Source organism: Hydrogenovibrio sp. SC-1, from assembly GCF_002848135.1.
Classification (GTDB): Bacteria; Pseudomonadota; Gammaproteobacteria; order Thiomicrospirales; family Thiomicrospiraceae; genus Hydrogenovibrio.
Genome location: NZ_PKGB01000002.1, coordinates 93,413 through 111,898, shown reverse-complemented (window position 1 = coordinate 111,898; position 18,486 = coordinate 93,413). Strand labels below are relative to the sequence as shown.

The 18,486-nt window shown below is 44.6% G+C and carries 15 protein-coding genes; 8 read left to right on the top strand and 7 right to left on the bottom strand.

Features of this window, described 5'->3' with window-relative positions:
- Positions 1-45: 45 nt before the first annotated feature.
- The 5 genes from CYQ88_RS01705 to CYQ88_RS01685 all read right to left on the bottom strand — a co-directional run bounded on the left by CYQ88_RS01705 (position 46) and on the right by CYQ88_RS01685 (position 6,905).
- Positions 46-2,871: a methyl-accepting chemotaxis protein gene (locus CYQ88_RS01705; RefSeq protein ID WP_101839612.1), complete on the bottom strand. Its 2,826-nt coding sequence runs from the start codon at positions 2,869-2,871 to the stop codon at positions 46-48.
- Positions 2,872-3,014: 143 nt separating this feature from the next.
- Positions 3,015-4,013 carry a tRNA 5-methoxyuridine(34)/uridine 5-oxyacetic acid(34) synthase CmoB gene (gene cmoB, locus CYQ88_RS01700; protein ID WP_101839611.1) on the bottom strand — a complete coding sequence of 333 codons (999 nt, stop codon included), beginning with the start codon at positions 4,011-4,013 and terminating at the stop codon, positions 3,015-3,017.
- A gap of 9 nt (positions 4,014-4,022) precedes the next feature.
- Positions 4,023-4,760, bottom strand: a complete 738-nt coding sequence (gene cmoA / locus CYQ88_RS01695) for a carboxy-S-adenosyl-L-methionine synthase CmoA (RefSeq protein ID WP_101839610.1) — start codon at positions 4,758-4,760, stop codon at positions 4,023-4,025.
- A gap of 52 nt (positions 4,761-4,812) precedes the next feature.
- Complete coding sequence (locus CYQ88_RS01690) at positions 4,813-5,949, bottom strand: murein transglycosylase domain-containing protein (RefSeq protein ID WP_101839609.1); 1,137 nt, start codon at positions 5,947-5,949, stop codon at positions 4,813-4,815.
- 20 nt (positions 5,950-5,969) lie between these two features.
- Positions 5,970-6,905, bottom strand: a complete 936-nt coding sequence (locus CYQ88_RS01685; protein WP_233188781.1) for a DNA/RNA non-specific endonuclease — start codon at positions 6,903-6,905, stop codon at positions 5,970-5,972.
- A gap of 220 nt (positions 6,906-7,125) precedes the next feature.
- Here CYQ88_RS01685 and CYQ88_RS01680 point away from each other — a divergent pair, with 220 nt between their 5' ends.
- Positions 7,126-8,361, top strand: coding sequence for a sensor domain-containing diguanylate cyclase (locus tag CYQ88_RS01680; RefSeq protein WP_233188780.1), 1,236 nt, complete (start codon positions 7,126-7,128; stop codon positions 8,359-8,361).
- Between the two features lie 4 nt (positions 8,362-8,365).
- Here CYQ88_RS01680 and mnmH read toward each other — a convergent pair whose 3' ends face one another.
- Together mnmH and selD are read right to left on the bottom strand one after the other, a co-directional pair.
- The gene (mnmH, locus tag CYQ88_RS01675) at positions 8,366-9,496 is read right to left on the bottom strand and encodes a tRNA 2-selenouridine(34) synthase MnmH (RefSeq protein ID WP_101839607.1); all 1,131 of its coding nucleotides are present in this window, start codon (positions 9,494-9,496) and stop codon (positions 8,366-8,368) included.
- Complete coding sequence (gene selD / locus CYQ88_RS01670) at positions 9,496-10,557, bottom strand: selenide, water dikinase SelD (RefSeq protein WP_101839606.1); 1,062 nt, start codon at positions 10,555-10,557, stop codon at positions 9,496-9,498. Before selD ends, mnmH begins: the two co-directional genes overlap by 1 nt.
- A gap of 184 nt (positions 10,558-10,741) precedes the next feature.
- Between selD and CYQ88_RS01665 the strand changes: the two genes are divergently transcribed.
- From CYQ88_RS01665 to CYQ88_RS01635, 7 genes are all read left to right on the top strand, one after another.
- On the top strand, positions 10,742-11,299 hold the full coding sequence (locus CYQ88_RS01665) for a mechanosensitive ion channel family protein (RefSeq protein ID WP_101839605.1): 558 nt from the start codon (positions 10,742-10,744) through the stop codon (positions 11,297-11,299).
- A 118-nt stretch (positions 11,300-11,417) separates the two neighbouring features.
- Positions 11,418-12,419, top strand: coding sequence for a MoxR family ATPase (locus CYQ88_RS01660; RefSeq protein WP_101839604.1), 1,002 nt, complete (start codon positions 11,418-11,420; stop codon positions 12,417-12,419).
- A 3-nt stretch (positions 12,420-12,422) separates the two neighbouring features.
- A complete protein-coding gene (locus CYQ88_RS01655; RefSeq protein ID WP_101839603.1) occupies positions 12,423-13,403 on the top strand; it encodes a DUF58 domain-containing protein in 981 nt (326 codons plus the stop codon).
- The gene (locus tag CYQ88_RS01650; RefSeq protein ID WP_101839602.1) at positions 13,393-13,905 is read left to right on the top strand and encodes a hypothetical protein; all 513 of its coding nucleotides are present in this window, start codon (positions 13,393-13,395) and stop codon (positions 13,903-13,905) included. Before CYQ88_RS01655 ends, CYQ88_RS01650 begins: the two co-directional genes overlap by 11 nt.
- The gene (locus tag CYQ88_RS01645; RefSeq protein WP_101839601.1) at positions 13,898-14,992 is read left to right on the top strand and encodes a VWA domain-containing protein; all 1,095 of its coding nucleotides are present in this window, start codon (positions 13,898-13,900) and stop codon (positions 14,990-14,992) included. The genes CYQ88_RS01650 and CYQ88_RS01645 overlap by 8 nt, the downstream gene beginning before the upstream one ends.
- Positions 14,956-16,905 carry a VWA domain-containing protein gene (locus tag CYQ88_RS01640; RefSeq protein ID WP_101839600.1) on the top strand — a complete coding sequence of 650 codons (1,950 nt, stop codon included), beginning with the start codon at positions 14,956-14,958 and terminating at the stop codon, positions 16,903-16,905. The genes CYQ88_RS01645 and CYQ88_RS01640 overlap by 37 nt, the downstream gene beginning before the upstream one ends.
- Complete coding sequence (locus CYQ88_RS01635; protein ID WP_101839599.1) at positions 16,899-18,431, top strand: BatD family protein; 1,533 nt, start codon at positions 16,899-16,901, stop codon at positions 18,429-18,431. Before CYQ88_RS01640 ends, CYQ88_RS01635 begins: the two co-directional genes overlap by 7 nt.
- The last annotated feature ends 55 nt before the right edge of the window (positions 18,432-18,486 follow it).

Sequence of the window (18,486 nt, the reverse complement as noted above, 5' to 3'; positions counted from 1 at the left end):
ATCAAAATGGCCAGGCCTGGCCATTTTTGATGCGAGAAGCGAGGTTTATTGGTGCGGTAGTACTTGATGATTAGACACACCCGCAACCACATTTTCAAGTTGATTAATAGCTTCAATCAATGCGTCAGAAGCTTGTTTAATTTGTGTAACCTTATCCGGTGTGAGCCGTGTCTCGGTATTCAGTAACGCGACAGCCTCTTTCAAGTATTGATGGTAGTCGTTACTTAGGGTGACCAATCGTTGGTAATCCTCGTGTTGCTGATATTGTTGACCCGTTGTCGTTAGCCATTTTCCAATTTCGCTGTTTTCCGGATTGATGACCATCTCGTCGTCAAAATCTTTGGATCCGGTATGTAGTAGACCACTAATGTGAGCACGACTGGCTTTGACTGCTCGGCGTGCCTGAGCAAAATCAAAGTTGCCTGTTGAGAGGGTTGTGGTTAAAGACAGCTGTGGAATATCAATTTTAAAAGCGTCAGTGAGCTCCACTAAGCGTGAAATTTTTTGATCCATGCTTTGAGTGTCTTCAGCAACGGATTCCACTAAGGCCGCATTTTGTTGGGTGATTTCATCCATTGAGGATACGGCTTGGTTGATCTGGCCAATACCAAGCGATTGCTCCTCGGCTGATTGGGTAATGGCATCCACCATTTCCGAAACGGAGGTAATTCGCTGGTTGATTTGAGACAGCATCGTAGAAGATTGTTCGGTAAGTTCTGTGCCATTTGCAATTTGTTCCGTTGTATCTTGTACCAATCGGGCAATGTCTTTTGCTGCATCGGCTGATTTTTGGGCTAGGCTACGAACTTCTCCTGCCACAACAGCAAATCCTCGGCCATGATCACCTGCGCGAGCGGCTTCCACAGCGGCATTTAATGCCAGCAAATTGGTCTGAAAGGCGATGCTGTCAATCAAGCTGGTGATTTCAGAAATCTTACTGCTGGCTTCTTCTATTCCATGCATGGCAGAACGGGTTTGATCCATGATTTCAGCACCCTTGTCGGCATCCTCTTTCGCTTGATGCGACAAATGGTTGGCCTCTTTTGCATTTGAAAGTGAATTCTGTACCGTTGAGGTGATTTCTTCCATGGAAGCGGCTGTTTCTTCTATGGAAGCCGCTTGATTTTGTGTTCTTTCATTTAAATCCATATTGCCACGGCTGACTTGAGTGACATTTTGGCTGGAGCCGTCAGACATGAATTTTATTTCAGTAAACATACTACCAATATTGTTTAAAGAGTTATTGATAATGTCCTGCAACTTCGCGAGTTGTCCAGAAAATTGACCATTGACTCGGGTTGTCAGGTCTCCGGAAGTTAATTGGGTTAAGCTGTGGGTGAAGCCATTAAACCCATTTTCTAAATCTGTCAAAGTGGTATTGATATTGGTTTTTAGATGATCCAAATCACCACTTAATGGGGTGGTGATAGGGTGGGTAAAGTTGGCCTGAGACATCGCTTGCATGGTTTGGTTGATTTCGGTGATTGCCGATTTTAAGCTGGTGACGGTTTCATGAATACTGTCAATTGACTTCTTAAAAGCCCCTTCTGCTGGAACGTCTTTTACTTCGACCGAGAAGTTTGCCAATTGCATTTCACCTAAGACGCGCTCAATTTCTGACATGGTACTGTCCAGAATTTGTGCGGTTTGGTTCACCGCCTGTTTAAGGTCATCCAATTCACCAACGGCCTCTGCTGTGACACGAGTCGACAAATCACCCTGTTCAATTGATTGCATACTGTGGGTGATAGAGGTAATGACATTTTGCAGCATCTGTAAGAGTTCATTGAAGTCCTTTGCCATTAAGTTAACTTCATTGCCGTTGTTATCCGTTTTGACTCTGACTGAAAAATCACCTTGAGTGAGCACGTTTGAGATGGTGTTTTGAAGCGCTTTAACTGGCCGAATAACCAATTTGTTTAAGCTGACGATAATGGTAATCACCATTAAGACAACGATCAATACGATTAAAAGTATCTGTTTAATGGTTTCATTCAGAATACTAGCCATTTCTGCATTAAAGTGAGTTGTGGGTTCTGCAATAATCTGGATACCGACCAATTTACCACGCATGTCATTAACTGGAATTTGAGTGATCAGGTGTTCGTTTTGAATTGTCCAGCCTTGCTTATTCAGTAGCGACCAGTCAATTTTTTTGGCCATATCAATACTGTCACTAGAAAACCAGTCATTGCTGGCGACGACATAATCCCCGACAACTGTATTTTTACTGGCCTTCACACTAATTTTTAATGCTTCTTGGTTGAGTAGCATGAGATAGTTCATGTTTCGTTCTTGGTAGGCTTTTGCCATCGACCGAAGTCCCTGGATAAATTCAAGGGAACCGATGTACTGGCCATTTTTGAACAAAGGCGCAATCCCTCTGACGGCCAATCCAGCGCGTCCAAGTTCTAAAACTCGAATGGGTGCTCTTTCATTAATCACTTTTTGTACCCCAAAACGGAAGCTAGATAAGTCATCGCCGTTTTTATCACGCCAGCTTCTCAGAAAAGAGTGATTGTCAGGGGTATGGATATGTATTTTGACGTTTTTATATTGGGTGTGTTCTTTGTATGTTTGGCTAATATCGCCCAAAATGTGGTTAACCAGTGGTTTGTCATTATCGGAAATGGCTTGAATTAATTCACGGTTTGAAGCAAAACTGACGGCATTGGTTACGCCGATATCCAGTTTTTTATCGAGACTGCGTTCTACATCTTGAATCAATTTATCTGCAGTGTTTCGCGCGATGTGTTCAAACTGTGTTTGGTAGGTGATCAAACCAATTACAGCTAAAGCAACAACAACGAGCAAGGTGATCAATAGCGATAAAAAAATGATTTTTGGCTGTAACCCCAGTCGCTTAAACATAAAATGGTTCCCTTTAATGAGTTTAAGAGTCTATTAACAATTCAGTGTATTGCAAAGGGGTAAAAATACCAAGCTTTTTAATAGCTTAAGTTTTTGATGTCGGTATAAAATAAATAGAAATTATCTTTAACAGGCCGAGTCGTTTAGGTGGGTTTGTTTGCCAGTAGTACAGCACGGATCGGGGCGGGGTATCCTTCAATGGTTTTATTGGGGTCTTGAGGGTCTAGGAAATCTGAAAGCGAATTCCATTCCATCCATTCGGTTGAACGTTGTTCTGATGTTGAGGTTTGATCAATATCAACGCAGCGCACGTTTCTATAGCCACATTTTTCAAGCCAGTGGCTTAATTCGTCAACTGACGGAATAAACCAGACATTGTTCATTTGCGCATAACGGTTTTTAGGCACCAGTAATTGCCCTTGGTCTTCGGGAATAACAAGGGTTTCCAATACCAATTCACCACCCGGTTTTAGCGTGCGTTTTAAATCAATCAAATGATCCATCGGTGAACGGCGATGATATAAAACGCCCATCGAAAAAACGGTGTCAAAAACACCGGTGGGCTCCGTTTTGGGAAGTTGTTCCAGTGTTAGCGGTAAGAAGTAGGCGGGCGCTTCAGTACCGATAAAATGTTTTACGGCTAAGAACTGTGTCATAAATAATAGACTGGGATCAACACCGACTGCCATTACGGCCCCCTCGCCAAGCATTCGCCATAGGTGATAGCCGCTTCCACAACCAATATCCAAAACTTTTCTTCCGTCGAGAGAGCTTAGATGCGGTACAACACGATCCCATTTCCAGTCTGAACGCCATTCGGTATCGATATAAACATGGTTGATGTTGTAAGGTCCTTTTCGCCAAGGCATTAATTTTTTGAAATGGGATTTGAGATCGGTTTGATCTTTTTCAGACAGGTTGGGCGTTTTCGCGCTAATGGCTGATTGATTGAGTTGGATGTCGCTGGCATTCGGGTATTGGGTTAATGCATTTAAAGCAGGCAGCCAACGACTGAGATTTCCATTGCCCCTTGGATCAAGTGCAATTTTCCCAGTGGCTTCCAATTCAGATTGCCAGTGGCTAAGGCCTAAGCTGGGGAGCGTTTGAAGGAAGTCTTGTAGGTGTTGATGGTAATGTTTCACATGGAACCTTTATTTTGAAAGCGGCGCTTTTATCGCTAAAAATGACATAAAGTTATAGGCCTGAAACCAACAACCGGCGGTCTGAAAGCCCGCTTTTGCAAATCGTTGTAGATGGGTTTCTGCGGTATCGCTTTGGAGGACGTTTTCTAAGGCAGCCCGTTTTTGAGCGATTTCCAGCTCGGAATAGCCATTGGCACGTTTAAATTGAAGGTGAAGGTGTTCAATCGCATTTTGTAGATCGGGCGATTCAAAATGCACTTTTTCCGACAAAATGAGGATACCACCGGGATTAAGGCCTTCATAGAGGCGAGTAAGGAGTGTTTGACGAAGACTGGGTTCGATAAACTGTAACGTAAAATTCAATACGATCACTGATGCATTTTCAATCGGTAAGGTCGTCATATCGCCACAAATGAGTTCAACAGCCACATCGGAATGAAAACCATCAAGGTGTTCTTGCGCGCGCTCAATCATGGGTTGAGACGTATCGATGCCGATCACTTTACAATTTGCAAAAGGGGCTTTACGGCGCATGGTTAGGGTCGCTGCCCCAAGGGAACAGCCTAGATCGTACAGGTGACTATTGGGTCGGGCATATTGCGCCGTCAGCTCACCGATTCCAGTGAGGATGGTTTGATAACCCGGGACAGAGCGTTGAATCATATCCGGAAAAACGGCTACCACTGAGTCATCAAATTGAAATGCGCCTACGGCTTCATATTGCTGTGCGTAAAGAGTATCTTTCATGGTTTGTTCTTTTCAGCCATCATTAAGGCGTCTATTATAAGCAACCCACTGCTTAAAGATAAGCTTGTTTTTTATGGGTTACTTTTTCTAAATAGTGACGTGCTTCTTGATACTTTAAATGGTTGCGCAAATGTCGATACACTTGATCGGCACTCAGTGCATTGATTTTGGTCACAGCCTGTTGGCGGTCAGAATGGAAGGCCCTTAAAACATTGCCGCTGCCGGTGTTATAGGCGGCGATACAACAATATTCTTGCGATTGTGGGTTTTGAATGGCCGCTAAATAACGACTAAAGAGTAGGTGTAGGTAGACGGCCCCCATTTCGATATTATTGTCAGCTTGGAATAAATAGTTTTTGCTGGGGGTGCCGTCTTTTTTGTACAAAAATCGATAGGCATCTCTGCCTGCGGATTGGGGTACGATTTGCATTAAACCATAGGCTGGAATATGACTCATTGCATAAGGATTAAAAGCACTTTCAGTTTCGATAATGGCATAAATCAACGCGGGTTCCAGTTTGAAGCGCTGGCTTTGACGTTTAACCTGAGCGGCATAATGGCGCTGTTGTGATTGAGTATGGTTTTTGACCATTGAAAAGGTAACGAAGTGGCGAGGCTTTTGGTTATAGCGATCCGATTGGTAGGCGGCTTTAATTAAGAAGTCTGCATAACGTTTGGCTCGCCATTCGGTGGCAATCGCTTTATTATCTTGATCAAGTACGAGGCCATGCAAAAAGGGTTGTTGCCCAGTGACAATGGTCTTGTCTGACAATAAATCAACTTGGGCAGGGTTATCCGGCGTTAGTAGGGTGCTGACTATCGCTGCCTTTAATGCGGCTTTAGGGAATTGGTCGATCAGGGTTTCAACGCGGATTTGACCGCTATTAAAGTTGACTAAAGCGCGACTCTGATACTGTTCTGTATATTTGACATATTCTTTGGGCGATGCGACTTTTTTATCGCCCCAGGTTTTGGCTAATTCAGCAACCAGAGATTCAATTTGACGTTTGACTAATTGATCAATTTGAGCAATACCGGTGACCGGGATGTGGGCGGCGACCGCGCCAGGTAGATTGCCTTTTGAAAGTTGTTTGGCTGAATGGATACTTTGACGAATCTGACTGGGTTGGCAGCCTGCTAGTCCAGTCAGACTCACCGTGAATAAGCTTATAAAGGTTCGGCGATGCATAAGTCTCCAAAGTGCGTTAATTAATAGCGGCTAGTCAACTGTGCCACTTCAGAAAGTCGCCAGGCCTGGTGGTTTTGTGAGGCCTCTACCGTATTTTCAATCTGATCATCTAGCTGCCAAAAAAAATCAATTCCGGTCAAGGATTCGATCTCATCAATACTGGTGACATAGTTTAGCAAATTACCATCTTCGGGGGCACTTTGCGGCATAACAAAGGCAAGAGCTTCAGGCGCTATGCCAGAATCTGTTGGCCGAATGAAGATTTTATAAAATGCCTTTGGAATGGCTATTTTGGCGGTTTTCATCCATTGTGGATTGGCATCAAAAATGGGGCCGGTAATTACCCAAAACTTAGGATACCATTTCGAAAAATAGTCGGCGCTGACTTCTTCAAGGCGCTGCCAAATCTTGCCATTGAATTTGACTAACTGGGGAGAAATATTGGTCATTAAAAAGGTTTGCTGTTGTGCTTTGCGGCCATAACGACTGGCAATGACGTAGTTGGGAGCATGATGGCCTCGGCTATAGCCACTACCTGTATAGTCTTGGTGCTGAACACGTCGAATAGAACGCCAGTCGGTTTGAAAACGCGGTCGTTTCCCAAACGATTGTTTGGCTTGTGTCACTTGGTAGGTCACCCAAAGTGGGTTGGCGAGTTTTTCAGAATAGGCCAACATAAATCCGTCATTACGGAGAATGTGGGTTAAGTTCTCAAGATTATGGCTGGTCTTGGGAACGCCCATATAGCTCATAGCCGGACGAGCTATTTGCGTTTCATAGCCATAAACGGCACCGGCAATGAGCAGCAAAAAACCGGAAATCATCGGCAACCAAAAGAAGCTGAGTTGAAGCAGCTTAGGCTGCTGACTCAGTGCCTTAAACAAAATAAATATAGCCGATTTTGATGAGTTGGGGATTCGCCGCATAGTTTCTTTTGAGTCGATAATGATGGGCATTATTTTAGCTTAATTTGAGCGGTTCATGCCAAACATCCACTTCTTTTCAAAGAATGCCCAGGCCTGGCTGTTTTATACGGGATTCAGAAAAACCTTAACGATTTTAGTTAATTAAATTTGATTCTGATAAATAAATTCTATGAAAATTAATTACATATCTTGCGATTAAATGCTTATGATATATTTTTAATAACTAAGCGCATGATGAATGGGATGGTCAATGAATCAAAAAATCCTTAATTTGATTAATGATAGTGAGACCATCGTTTTTTATTGTAAATATGCACCAAATTGGCCTGTGTTATTTTTAACCGAAAACTTTAATTATTTCGGTTATTCACCGTCATTGCTTTTAGCGCAACAAATTTCTTACCCAGATATTATCCACCCTCAAGACTTTAGTGAATTAGAAGCGCAGGTGACTGATGCTGCAATGTCAGATATGGCTTTCCTATCGAAATGGGTGCGATTAAAAAAAGCCGATGAAACCTATGTTTGGGTAGATATTCGCATTACCTTTGAACGTGATACCTCAGGTCAAGTCTCCCATTTATTGGGTAAAATTGTTGATGTCACTCGGACGGTTGAAGCCGAGGAAAAATTACAACTCTTTGCACAGGTGATCCATCAAACCGCCGATTTAATCAAAATTACCGATAAGGCAGGAAAATTAATCTTTGTTAATCAGGCATTGCTGGACAAAACAGGTTATACCGAAGCAGAATTATTGGGAAAAAATCCGGCGATTTTAAAATCAGAGCAACGAGATTCTAATATTATTGCTGAAATGTGGCAAACCATTTCAGCGGGTAAGATTTATCGGCATCGATTGGTGAATCGATGTAAAGATGGCACAACCTATTGTGAAGAGATGACCATTAGCCCAATTTTTAACCGAGATGGAGAGATCGAATATTATGTATCAACGGGGAAAGATGTCACTGACCAGGTAAAATTGCAACAGACCTTAAATGATTTGGCCATGAAGGATCCTCTGACTAATTTATGGAATCGCCGTTATATGACGGAGGCGATTGAAACAGAAATTAAAATACTAGATCGTGAACCAAGCGAATTCGGCGTGATGATGCTTGATGTCGATCGTTTTAAAGCGATTAATGATCAATTTGGTCACGATGTTGGCGATGACTGTTTAATTTGCGTTGCTAAATTGCTAAGCAAGACCATACGATCGACAGATATCATTGGGCGCTGGGGTGGGGAAGAATTTCTTTTGCTGGTCAGGGGGGTTGATGCGATAGGAATGGCACGGTTAGCTGAGAAACTCCGAACCAAAGTTCGCGGTTATGAGTTTTCAAAGGTCGGTCAGGTATCAATGAGTATTGGTATCACGGCCTACGTGCAACATGAGCCGGTAAATGCCTTGTTAAAACGAGCTGATGAAGCGTTATATCTCGCCAAAAATAATGGTCGAGATCGAGTTGAATTGATGTAATACCCTAAGCGGTTCCCAGCGCTTTTAGATATTGAGTCACTTCGGCTAAATTCCCTTTAAAACACTGAGTCTTGGGTGTTTTTTGTTTTTGATAGTCGTACATGGGGTCATAGTATTCAACCAATAAGGTGCTAATCCAAGCGAGGTGTTGGTCGGTTTTGCCCGTCTTTTGTTGATGATCACAAGCTTGTTGAAATTGGGTTGCGACTCGATGATGGCGTTCGCCACCTAAGCGTTTACGTATTCGATTAATGGCCGCTTGCATAAACTGTTGCCATGATGACAGAGTTGTATATTGCGGTTGAGCAGATATCACATATTCTTGGAGAGTAATCTGTAACCGTTGTTCAAGCGGCGTTTCTAGTTCTACATAGTTGCCTTTCTTTATCGCGTTGTGGAGTGGCATCGGGATATTAACCGAGCCGATATGAGCGGATTCATCCTCAAAGACCAAGTTGTGGACACCCTGTTCAAGTTGACGGATCAAAGCCATGGCCAGTTGATTTTCAAAGTTAATTTGTGTTGGTTGCGGGGTTGGGTAGCCACCAAATGCTGAGCCCCGATGATGGGCTAGGCCTTCTAAATCAATCGCATTATTGAGTTGTGCAATGACCAGGGTTTTTCCAGCTCCTGTTCGTCCAGAAATAATGGTAGAAGATAGGGATTGATTGGTATGAGCATTGGTGTTGAGTTGTAGAGCCACATGCTCTAATTGGTCAATGAGATAACGTCGAAAAGCCTTATAGCCACCTTTAAGGCGAGTAATGTCATAGCCTCGATCTTTTAACCATTGTTGCGCTATCTTTGAGCGCATCCCGCCCCGGAAACAATACAAAAGTGCACGGGGATTGGCTTCCATAAAAAGTTGCCAAGATGAAATCCTTTCGTCTCTGAGCGTGGGCGTGAGTAATTGGTGGCCGAGATGAACGGCTTGATTGTGCCCTTGTTGTTTATAACACAGTCCCACTTGCTGACGTTCTGCATCATTCATTAACGGAAGGTTGGTGGCGGTTTCGAAGGCACCTTGTTGAAATTCAATGGGTGCACGCACATCGATTAATGGGGTTTGATTCAATATGATTGATTTGAAATTATTATCTTGCGGTAAATTGTCGTCAAAAGCGGTGATCTGCATTAAATAACCTCAACGCAGTATGCATGTGTTGATTTAGAACGGGTGCGGCCGATCGGTTCTAAATGGAAGCCATTCGCTGAGGCGCAGTTTAAAAAGGGTTCTAACGCATCATTACGAACCGCTGCCAGTAAGCCGCCAGACGTTTGAGGGTCACATAAAATCATTTTTTGGGTGTCGTTATTCAGTGGCGCGACCTTATGACCATAACTCGCAAAGTTTCGCTCGCTTCCACCAGGCGTACACCCTTGTGCTAAATAATGAGGGACATGGGGTAGAATCGGCAATTTGTCATAATCAATTTCAGCCGTAATGTCACTGCCTTCACAGAGTTCTATTAAATGCCCGAGCAAACCAAAGCCAGTGATATCGGTTAAAGCGGTGACCCCTTCGAGTTTGGCAAACTCATGCCCAACCGTATTGAGGATGGTCATGGCTTCTATGGCGGTATTCAGATGATCGAGTTGGAGTTTTTTTTGTTTTTGGGCGGTGGTTAAAATGCCTATTCCAAGGGGTTTTGTGAGAAATAACGTACAGTCAGCTTCGGCAGATGCATTGCGCTTAAGATGTTGATTTTCCACTAAACCAGTGACGGCCAGCCCAAATATCGGTTCTGGCGCATCAATAGAGTGCCCACCCGCCAATGGAATGCCGGCCGCTTCGCAGGTGGCTCGGCCGCCGTCAATGACCTGTTGGGCAATGTCGGCAGATAAGGTATCAATCGGCCAGCCCAAGATGGCAATGGCCATGAGTGGTTTGCCGCCCATGGCGTAAATATCACTGATAGCATTGGTGGCAGCAATTTGACCAAAGGTAAAAGGGTCATCCACAATGGGCATAAAAAAATCAGTGGTACTTAATACGGAAGTCCCATTTCCTAGGTCGTAGGCTGCTGCATCATCCTTGGTATTATTCCCAACCAATAGATTGGGAAAGGAGGAAAGCGCTAATTGCGTTTTGAGGATATTGTCGAGTAATTCTGGTGAAATTTTGCAACCGCATCCTGCACCGTGGCTATATTCGGTTAATTTGATTTGTGGTGTAGAAGACGGGGTTGCCGACATGAAAAATCCCATTGTATTTGAAAATATATAAGGTGAGTAATATTAACATAATCGGGTTAAAGTCAATGCCATAACTCTGTTTGGAAGATGGCGCTGATATTTTGTACGCGGTTCTTTTAAAGAAGCGGTTTTAGGTGTTTAATTAACCAAGCGTCTTTAAGGATTTTCAATCGAGGTTCAATTTATGGAAAGCTATTATTTTCAATTTGTATTAACCGCAATATTGCTGGTTGGGTATCTTTTGACGAAATGGAGTCTCACTAAGCTGCTCAGACGCCTTGGCATTACCAAGAAGGTGCCAGAGATTCGGGTTAAGAATATCACACGCTATTTTCACCTGGTGTTATTTCTAACACTGATCGTGTTGATGATGATGGTGTGGGGTATTGATTATAAAGGCTTGCTGGTTTTTGCCTCATCTGCGTTGGCCGTGATTGGTGTCGCTCTTGTTGCTCAGTGGTCCATCTTGAGTAATATTACCGCAGGGGTGATTGTATTTTTTTCTTTTCCAGCGCGCATTGGCGATACCATTGAAATTGTCGATGGAGCCACGAAAATGAAAGGTACCATTACCGAAATTAATTTGTTTCAAGTCATCTTACAAGATGAAAAGGGTCAATCTGTAGCCTATCCAAACAATTTAATTTTGCAAAGACCAGTAGTCAAAGTGTCATCTGAATCAAGACAGCCAAATGGTCGAAGCAGTTGGCAAACACGTGTCAAATTACATCGACAGGATTAACCCTTTATATGACATTAAATAATTTATTAATTATATAAGAAAAAGGTTAAGTGTTATATTAGCATCATTTTAAATAGGTTCAGATACCCTATTTTGACCCATAGAAAATGGAGACGTCATGGTTGCGCACGAAAAATTTCAACAGCTCAAGTCGCACTTGCAACAGGTGATTGTTGGTCAGGAAGCCTTATTAGATCGAATGATTATTGCGCTGCTTACTGGGGGGCATTTATTGCTGGAAGGACCACCAGGCCTGGCTAAAACAACCGCCGTAAAAACTCTTTCTGAAGGGGTAAAGGCCAGTTTTCAACGGATTCAGTTTACCCCAGATTTGATGCCAGGCGATGTCACGGGTTCGGATATACTCGAAACGCAGACAGGGCGACTGACCTTTGTTAAAGGTCCCATCTTTCATGAGATCGTTTTAGCGGATGAAATTAATCGTGCACCACCGAAAGTGCAATCGGCTTTGCTAGAAGCCATGGCTGAAAAGCAAGTGACTGCAGGGGGGGTGACCCGAGGATTGCCTGATTTATTTATCGTCATGGCAACCCAAAACCCGTTAGAGCAAAGTGGCACCTATCCCTTGCCAGAAGCTCAATTGGATCGATTTATGTTACATGTGGAGTTGGATTACCCATCTGAAGCAGAAGAATTGACCATTCTACGTCGAGATCGAGCACGTCATTTTGGCGAGGATGTGACCAGTTGGGAGGCGTTGATTACGCCAAAAGCCGTGTTGGAAGCACGACATCAAATTTCGGAACAATATGTATCAGAAGCGGTTGAGCAGTATATTGTGGCCTTAACGGGTGCCACACGTCGCTTAGCAGAATTAGATGAACGTTTGGCCAATGTGTTGGAAATTGGCGCTTCGCCAAGAGCTTCACTGTCGCTATTACATGCTGCTAGTGCCAAAGCGTGGTTAATGGGGCGGGATTATGTGACGCCGGATGATGTGCTTGCCTTGTTACCCGATGTATTACGGCATCGAATTCGGGTCAGTTTTTCAGGTCGCGCAAAACAATGGACTGAAACCAAGGTGATTAACAAGATTATGGAGTTGGTGCCAGTGCCTTTTTCTGGCGATGAAGTGGTCAAGTTAAAAGCGGCTGATTAGTTTATGAAGTTGACCCAATGGCTGAAAAAAAGGGTTGCAAACACCGCCGATGCCGCTTTCGCAGATCCAGTGAATTTGCCAATTTTATCAGAGCAGGCGATTCATCAATTGGCCGATGAAATTGCCGCTGTCGCATCTCGACCTATTACAAACCCCAAAGCCAGTGAAGCACAAAAGCAAGGTGAGCAAGCCAGTCGTTATTTGGGGTCCGGCATGGAATATGAAGAAAGCCGCCGTTACCAACCTGGAGATGAAGTTCGTCGCTTGAATTGGCGTTTAATGGCGCGTACCGGTCAAGCCTATACCAAGTTGTTTCAAGAAGAACGCCAAGAGAGCTGGACGGTAATTTTGGATCAACGTGCCTCAATGCGATTTGGCACCCAATCCCAATTAAAGGTGACACAAGCAATGCGTGTCGCAGGTTTTTTTGCATGGCAGGCTGCTCAAGCTCATTTACCCTTGGCGGCCATTGCGCTGGGTGACACGGTTCGAACCTCAGCCATATTTGAGGGGCAGTCAACCTATGCTCAGTTTATGGCGTTTGCCTCTGTGCCTTGTCCACCTATTGAGGATAAGGACTTACCGCAATTAGAAGATGAGCTATTGGATTGCCAACATCGACTTAAAGCGGGTGACCGGTTGTTAATCATCAGTGATTTCCAGGATTTAACGCAGCGGGCATTACAGCTATTAGCGGCTTTGCAGTCAAAAGTGATGGTCAAGGCCGTTATTATCTACGATCCGGTGGAAAAGAAATTGCCTGCCTTATCCGGGATTGCTCTGCAATCACTCAATGGTGGCGTTAAATTTGATAGTCTGACAGCCCAACAGCAACAGGCGTATCAAGTCTGGGCAGAAAAGTATTATGCTGAAAAACAACAGAATTTAGCCAATACCGGGGTTTGGGTGGTGACGCTTTCCACCACAGAAAGTTTATCGCAATTTAATTTGCGTTTAATGGCAGAGGCTTCTTATGGCGGATAATTCAGAGCTGGCCAGTATGGATGAGAATCAATTAATGGATATTGAGCTGCCCATGGCACCGGGAATTGACTGGATTGGATTGTTGCAGTGGGCTGGAATAGCAATATTAATCATATTGGGTCTGATCATCGTTTTTTGGGCACTCACTCATTATTGGTTCAGAATTCGGTTGCAACTACAGCTTCGCCATTATGGTCGACGGTTAAAGGCTTTGGATGAAACGGTTGAGATTCGACGAATCAGTTATCGAATTTATTCGGTATTTGCGATGGCGCAACGTCATCAGTTGATTTCAGCTGCAGAGACAGATGCATTGGCCGTCAAAATTAACCAGGCTTGCTTTTCAAAACCACAGGTTTCACGTGAAACGCTCATAGATTTTATGCAAGCATTTCGTTTCGCTTTGTCAGCCAATCGTCCCAGATTGACAAGTGTTTTAAGACAAGGATTCAATCAGTTTGTCAGTTTTATCGGTTTGAATAAAGGTCTTTCAAATGAATGACCTATCCGCATTAATGGAACTGGTTAAGCATTGGGATCAGGTGATTTTCGTCTCCCCTGACTGGTTTTGGGGCTGGATGCTGTTAGTGGGATTGTCGTTATGGCATCGATTTCGACCCGCTCAGACCGATTGGCAGCAAACGTCTCAAGCTCGTGCGTTGGTATTTCGCCACTCCCTAATTAACCACTTGTCTTTTCAGACACCTCCGGCGACCAAACGCGCTTGGAGTCGATGGTTGTTACACGCATTACGTTGGTTGTTATTGACGGTGATCATTTTGGCGTTAGCCGAGCCGGTATACAAAATTGAGTTGCCGCCAGAACCGCAAACGAAAACGGTGAGAGATATTGTGTTTGTGGTTGAAACCTCAGTCAGTATGGGTTTGGAAGATTATCAGGTGTCAGCTGAACCGGCTTCTAGGTTGGATGCCATCAAGTCGGTATTAGATAGCTTTATAGCCGGAATGAAAGGGAATCGATTTAGTCTGATTTTGTATGCGGAATCGGCATATACCCTAATGCCTTTAACGGCCGACGGCACCACCGCACGATTAATGTTAAAACGATTGATGCCTTATTTAGCTGGTCGAACTGATGAAGCGACGGGCGAAGCGCTTGGTTTGGCACTTCAACAAACCGAACAGGCTACTGAAACGACTCGCAATAGAGTGGTGGTTTTAATTTCAGATGGACTCAATGCTAATAGTCGCTTACCACTCAGTGAAGCAGTGAATTATGCTCAAGGACTCAATGTGCCGATTTATACCATAGGCGTCGGTGCAGAAGATGCATCGGCAGACCAAAGAACCTATAGCGGACTGATTTATCAAACGCTTGACGCCAGTCCATTACAGTCCATCGCCGATCAAACGGATGGACGTTATTATCGTGTCGGTGGCAAAGATGATTTACAGACGGTATTGCAGCAGATTGATCAGACCGAAGGGGTTGAGATCGAGGTGACCACGCCAAAATTTCAATTACGGTCGTTTGTAAAAGAATTATTAATGCTGGGCATGGGTTTGTTTGTGTTGTATTTTATTGGGATGCAATGGTTGGCGAGCAATGTGCAGCGGGAGACGACGTGATGGATTCGGTTTTAGCCTGGCAGTGGCGTCAACCTGAGTTATTGTGGCTGTTACTTGCTCCACTATTTTGGGGGGCATTGGTCATGCTATGGCGTCGGCGTCGCACCCATCAATATGCGCAAAGCCATTTGTTACCCTGGGTTCAGATTTCAAAATTGGCCAGTCAAAATGCGCTAAAAATAACCAGGCCTGGGCGTTTTTGGGCCAGTTTATGGCAGCCACGCTTGTTCCTGGCACTGGCTTGGATAGGCTTGGTCATTGCATTAGCTGGACCGAGAACTTTGGTGCCATCCCCAGAGCAAACCAGTCGGTCGGGGGTAGATATTTTGGTGGCGATTGATGCTTCCCGTTCAATGATGGCACAGGACGTTGCACCCAGCCGGTTTTTACATGCGAAGGCGTTGATTGAATCGCTTGTTAATCGTTTAGAGCAAAATGACCGGGTTGGTTTAATGATCTATGCTGGTAAGCCGCATTTAGTTTCTCCATTGAGCTATGATCGGGATTTATTTCAATATTATTTGAATCTCGTTCGTCCGGGAATGTTGCCGACACTGGGGTCTCAGACCGAGGCGGCCATTCAATTTGGGTTCACTCATCTACAGCAAACGGCGGGTCAAACGCAAATTTTACTGCTGTTTAGTGATGGGGGGTCTTTACCTGATTCAATTGATGGACAGTCGCTGACAACAGTATTGAGTGAACCCTTGATCGGTAAGGTGCGGTTGATTGGGGTCGGAAAAACAACGCCAGCGGTGATTCCCAGTCAAGAACATCCAACTGGCGCCTTGCATCGGAATGGCAAGAAAATCATGACGCAATTGCAACAAGCGACACTTGAGCAGTTAGCAAACCGTTGGCAAGGCCAATATTTTAAAGCCAGTGACTCATTAAGTTTTCTAGAAACGCTGTTAGCCGATGTAAGTGCGCAAGCGCAACCCAGAACCGAGCTGTCAACGCAGCCTGTGTGGAAAGACCATAGCAAGCCCTTTATTGCCTTGGCATTTTTCGCCTTATTATGGGCTTTTTATCCAATCGTTATTTGGCAAAGAAAGAACCACTCGCAATTGACACTATTACTGTTGGTGGGGGTTTTCAGTTTGGGACTCGGGACGAGTGAACCCGCTTTTGCACAGTGGGTCGCCGAGACAGTGGTTGAAAAGGAGCAGCAGGCCTATCAGGCCTTGCAAGCACATCATTATGACGAGGCGGAGCAAGGGTATCAAAAATTGCCTCACTTCAATGGTACCATGGGTGCGGGGGCTGCAGCTTATCGCAAAAAAGATTACGAATCCTCAGTGGTGTACTTTCAACAGGCGGCCGTCGAGGCGCTAAGCGAACAGCAGCGCGCTTATGCCCTATTGAATTTAGGCAACAGCTTTTACCAAGCGGGATTATTCGCGCAGGCGATTGAGTCTTATCAACAAGCATTATTGTATGACCCCAATTATCTTAAAGCCAAGCATAATTTAGCCTTGGCTGAAAAGGCGCGTCAGCGTGAGTCAGGCCAACAACAGAATGAAGAAACGGGTGAAGGCCAAGGGCGGGGTGAAAGTAGCCGTGATAATGAAGGCGCTTTTTATGGTGGGCAAAGACCGGATCCAGAAGCTGGCGAGGGGGCTTCTGGAGATGCTCCCGAGGGGGATAAGGATGGTAAGGAGTTTGTGTTGCCGGAAGCGCCAGAGCAAATGGATTTTACCTTAAACACAGCAGAATCACTGCGATTAAATAGCACAGCCAATGCGATATTGGATCAGCAACAACGAAGACATCGCATTGAACAATTTGAAAAACAATTAAGTGCTATACAGGACAATCAGCGGCAACTGTTAAAACATTTGTTTGAACGTGAGGAAGGCTTTCAAGCGACGCAAACGCAAGCGCACCCTTTACCTGGAGTGGAACCATGGTAGTGAGATGGTTAAGCAAAGCACTGTTGTTAACGGGACTGTTGCTGAGTGTATCCGTCAATGCCAATTCAGGTCGAATGTCGCCACAGCAGGTGATGTTGGGTCAGGCTGTGACTTGGGTGCTAGAGGGTAAAAATATTGCCCAGCACTTTGTAAAGTCAGATTTGACGGAATTAAAGCAATCCTTTTATATTGAGCGGGTGACTGGTGATGAGGATCGGTTGCGGGTCAAGCTTTATCCTTATCAAGCGGGGAAGATCACATTACAGCCCATTCCGTTAGGTCAAATACAGTTCAATCCCCCCACAATTGATGTATCTGAAAATCCAGATGTCGAAGTGGTCTGGCAGCCACCTGTTTATCCAATGGCTTATCAAAATCAGGTCATTTATTGGCGGGCAAAGTTATTTGCGGAGAACGCTGATTTTTCGGTGACTACCGAGTTGGTAACCGATTCAGGTGAGACCTATCAGTGGCTTGGGACTGCTAAAGAAGATGGTCGCCAAGGGGCTTTTGGTCATCAGTGGCGTTTCACCAGTGGCTTACAATTAACCCGTTCAGGTAGCTACTCCATTGGTTCGCCGAGATTATGGGTTCAAAATTCAACACAGCAACGATGGCTTTTTATCGCCCCTCCCAGTCAAATCAAGGTGCAACCCCTGCCAAGCTTTATTCCTAGAAATATTCCCGTTGGCGAGTTTCATTTAACAGCAAAAATGCCGATGCATCTGATTGAAAAGGGTGCTTTACAAAACTGGCGCTGGCAGTGGCTCGGACAGGATTTGCAGCTAGACGACTTTCCCGACGTATCTGAAATGCTCACCTCAGATACCGACGTGGAGTGGATAACTCCTTCGAAACAGGACAGTACTGAAATGACGCTGGATGGGTTGCGTTCAAAAATGACTGTAGAACAGCCTTTTCGGGTGAATCAATATGGGTGGGTGAGTTTGCCACCATTAAGGGTGACTTACTTCGACGTTAAAACCGGTAAATTGATGAATCAGCTTATGGACCCACCTTGGGTGATATCAGTACCCAATTGGATTATTTGGTTGCTCAAGGGTCTTTGGGCTGGGTTGGTTTTGGTTGGGCTGATGTTGGTCTGGCAGTTAGCTCGCGCGGTCTATTTAAAATGGCATTTAATCCGCCAATTGCAATTGGCGCCTGATGCGCAGGCAACCTGGGGGGCGATTCAACAGTGGACCCAAACGAACCAGGCCTGGGGGTTTTTAAACGAAAGTTCCCGTCAGAATAGAGTTGAATTCGCTTTCAGTGATTTCAGTGATTTCAGTTTGGGGGCTTGGTTAGCTTGGTATGAACAACGGTATGGCAAGAGCGAAGCAGCGCGTCTGCTAGTAACCAGGCTTAATGCCAGTTTTTATGGTCACGGGGATGACCAGATTCAGCAACCGGCTTTGGATTGGGCACAACAATTGCCGAATTTGGATATGACCCGTCTCAGCAAGCGTCATCTCTGCGGTTTAAGTCATCGATTGAAGCAAGCTTTACTAAATTCGCACCGCTAAATTCTGATTGGAATTACAAGTATTAGGGTTCTCTAATATTTATTTTAATGACCCC

What these genes read in the sequence shown, in the direction of transcription:
- selD (WP_101839606.1), bottom strand. Translation starts at nt 10,557, where the DNA reads ATGTCGGCAACCCCGTCTTCTACACCACAAATCAAATTAACCGAATAT.
- CYQ88_RS01650 (WP_101839602.1), top strand. Translation starts at nt 13,393, where the DNA reads ATGGCGGATAATTCAGAGCTGGCCAGTATGGATGAGAATCAATTAATG.
- CYQ88_RS01665 (WP_101839605.1), top strand. Translation starts at nt 10,742, where the DNA reads ATGGAAAGCTATTATTTTCAATTTGTATTAACCGCAATATTGCTGGTT.
- CYQ88_RS01680 (WP_233188780.1), top strand. Translation starts at nt 7,126, where the DNA reads ATGAATCAAAAAATCCTTAATTTGATTAATGATAGTGAGACCATCGTT.
- CYQ88_RS01685 (WP_233188781.1), bottom strand. Translation starts at nt 6,905, where the DNA reads ATGCCCATCATTATCGACTCAAAAGAAACTATGCGGCGAATCCCCAAC.
- mnmH (WP_101839607.1), bottom strand. Translation starts at nt 9,496, where the DNA reads ATGCAGATCACCGCTTTTGACGACAATTTACCGCAAGATAATAATTTC.
- CYQ88_RS01655 (WP_101839603.1), top strand. Translation starts at nt 12,423, where the DNA reads ATGAAGTTGACCCAATGGCTGAAAAAAAGGGTTGCAAACACCGCCGAT.
- CYQ88_RS01705 (WP_101839612.1), bottom strand. Translation starts at nt 2,871, where the DNA reads ATGTTTAAGCGACTGGGGTTACAGCCAAAAATCATTTTTTTATCGCTA.
- cmoA (WP_101839610.1), bottom strand. Translation starts at nt 4,760, where the DNA reads ATGAAAGATACTCTTTACGCACAGCAATATGAAGCCGTAGGCGCATTT.
- CYQ88_RS01645 (WP_101839601.1), top strand. Translation starts at nt 13,898, where the DNA reads ATGAATGACCTATCCGCATTAATGGAACTGGTTAAGCATTGGGATCAG.
- CYQ88_RS01660 (WP_101839604.1), top strand. Translation starts at nt 11,418, where the DNA reads ATGGTTGCGCACGAAAAATTTCAACAGCTCAAGTCGCACTTGCAACAG.
- CYQ88_RS01690 (WP_101839609.1), bottom strand. Translation starts at nt 5,949, where the DNA reads ATGCATCGCCGAACCTTTATAAGCTTATTCACGGTGAGTCTGACTGGA.
- CYQ88_RS01640 (WP_101839600.1), top strand. Translation starts at nt 14,956, where the DNA reads ATGGTTGGCGAGCAATGTGCAGCGGGAGACGACGTGATGGATTCGGTT.
- CYQ88_RS01635 (WP_101839599.1), top strand. Translation starts at nt 16,899, where the DNA reads ATGGTAGTGAGATGGTTAAGCAAAGCACTGTTGTTAACGGGACTGTTG.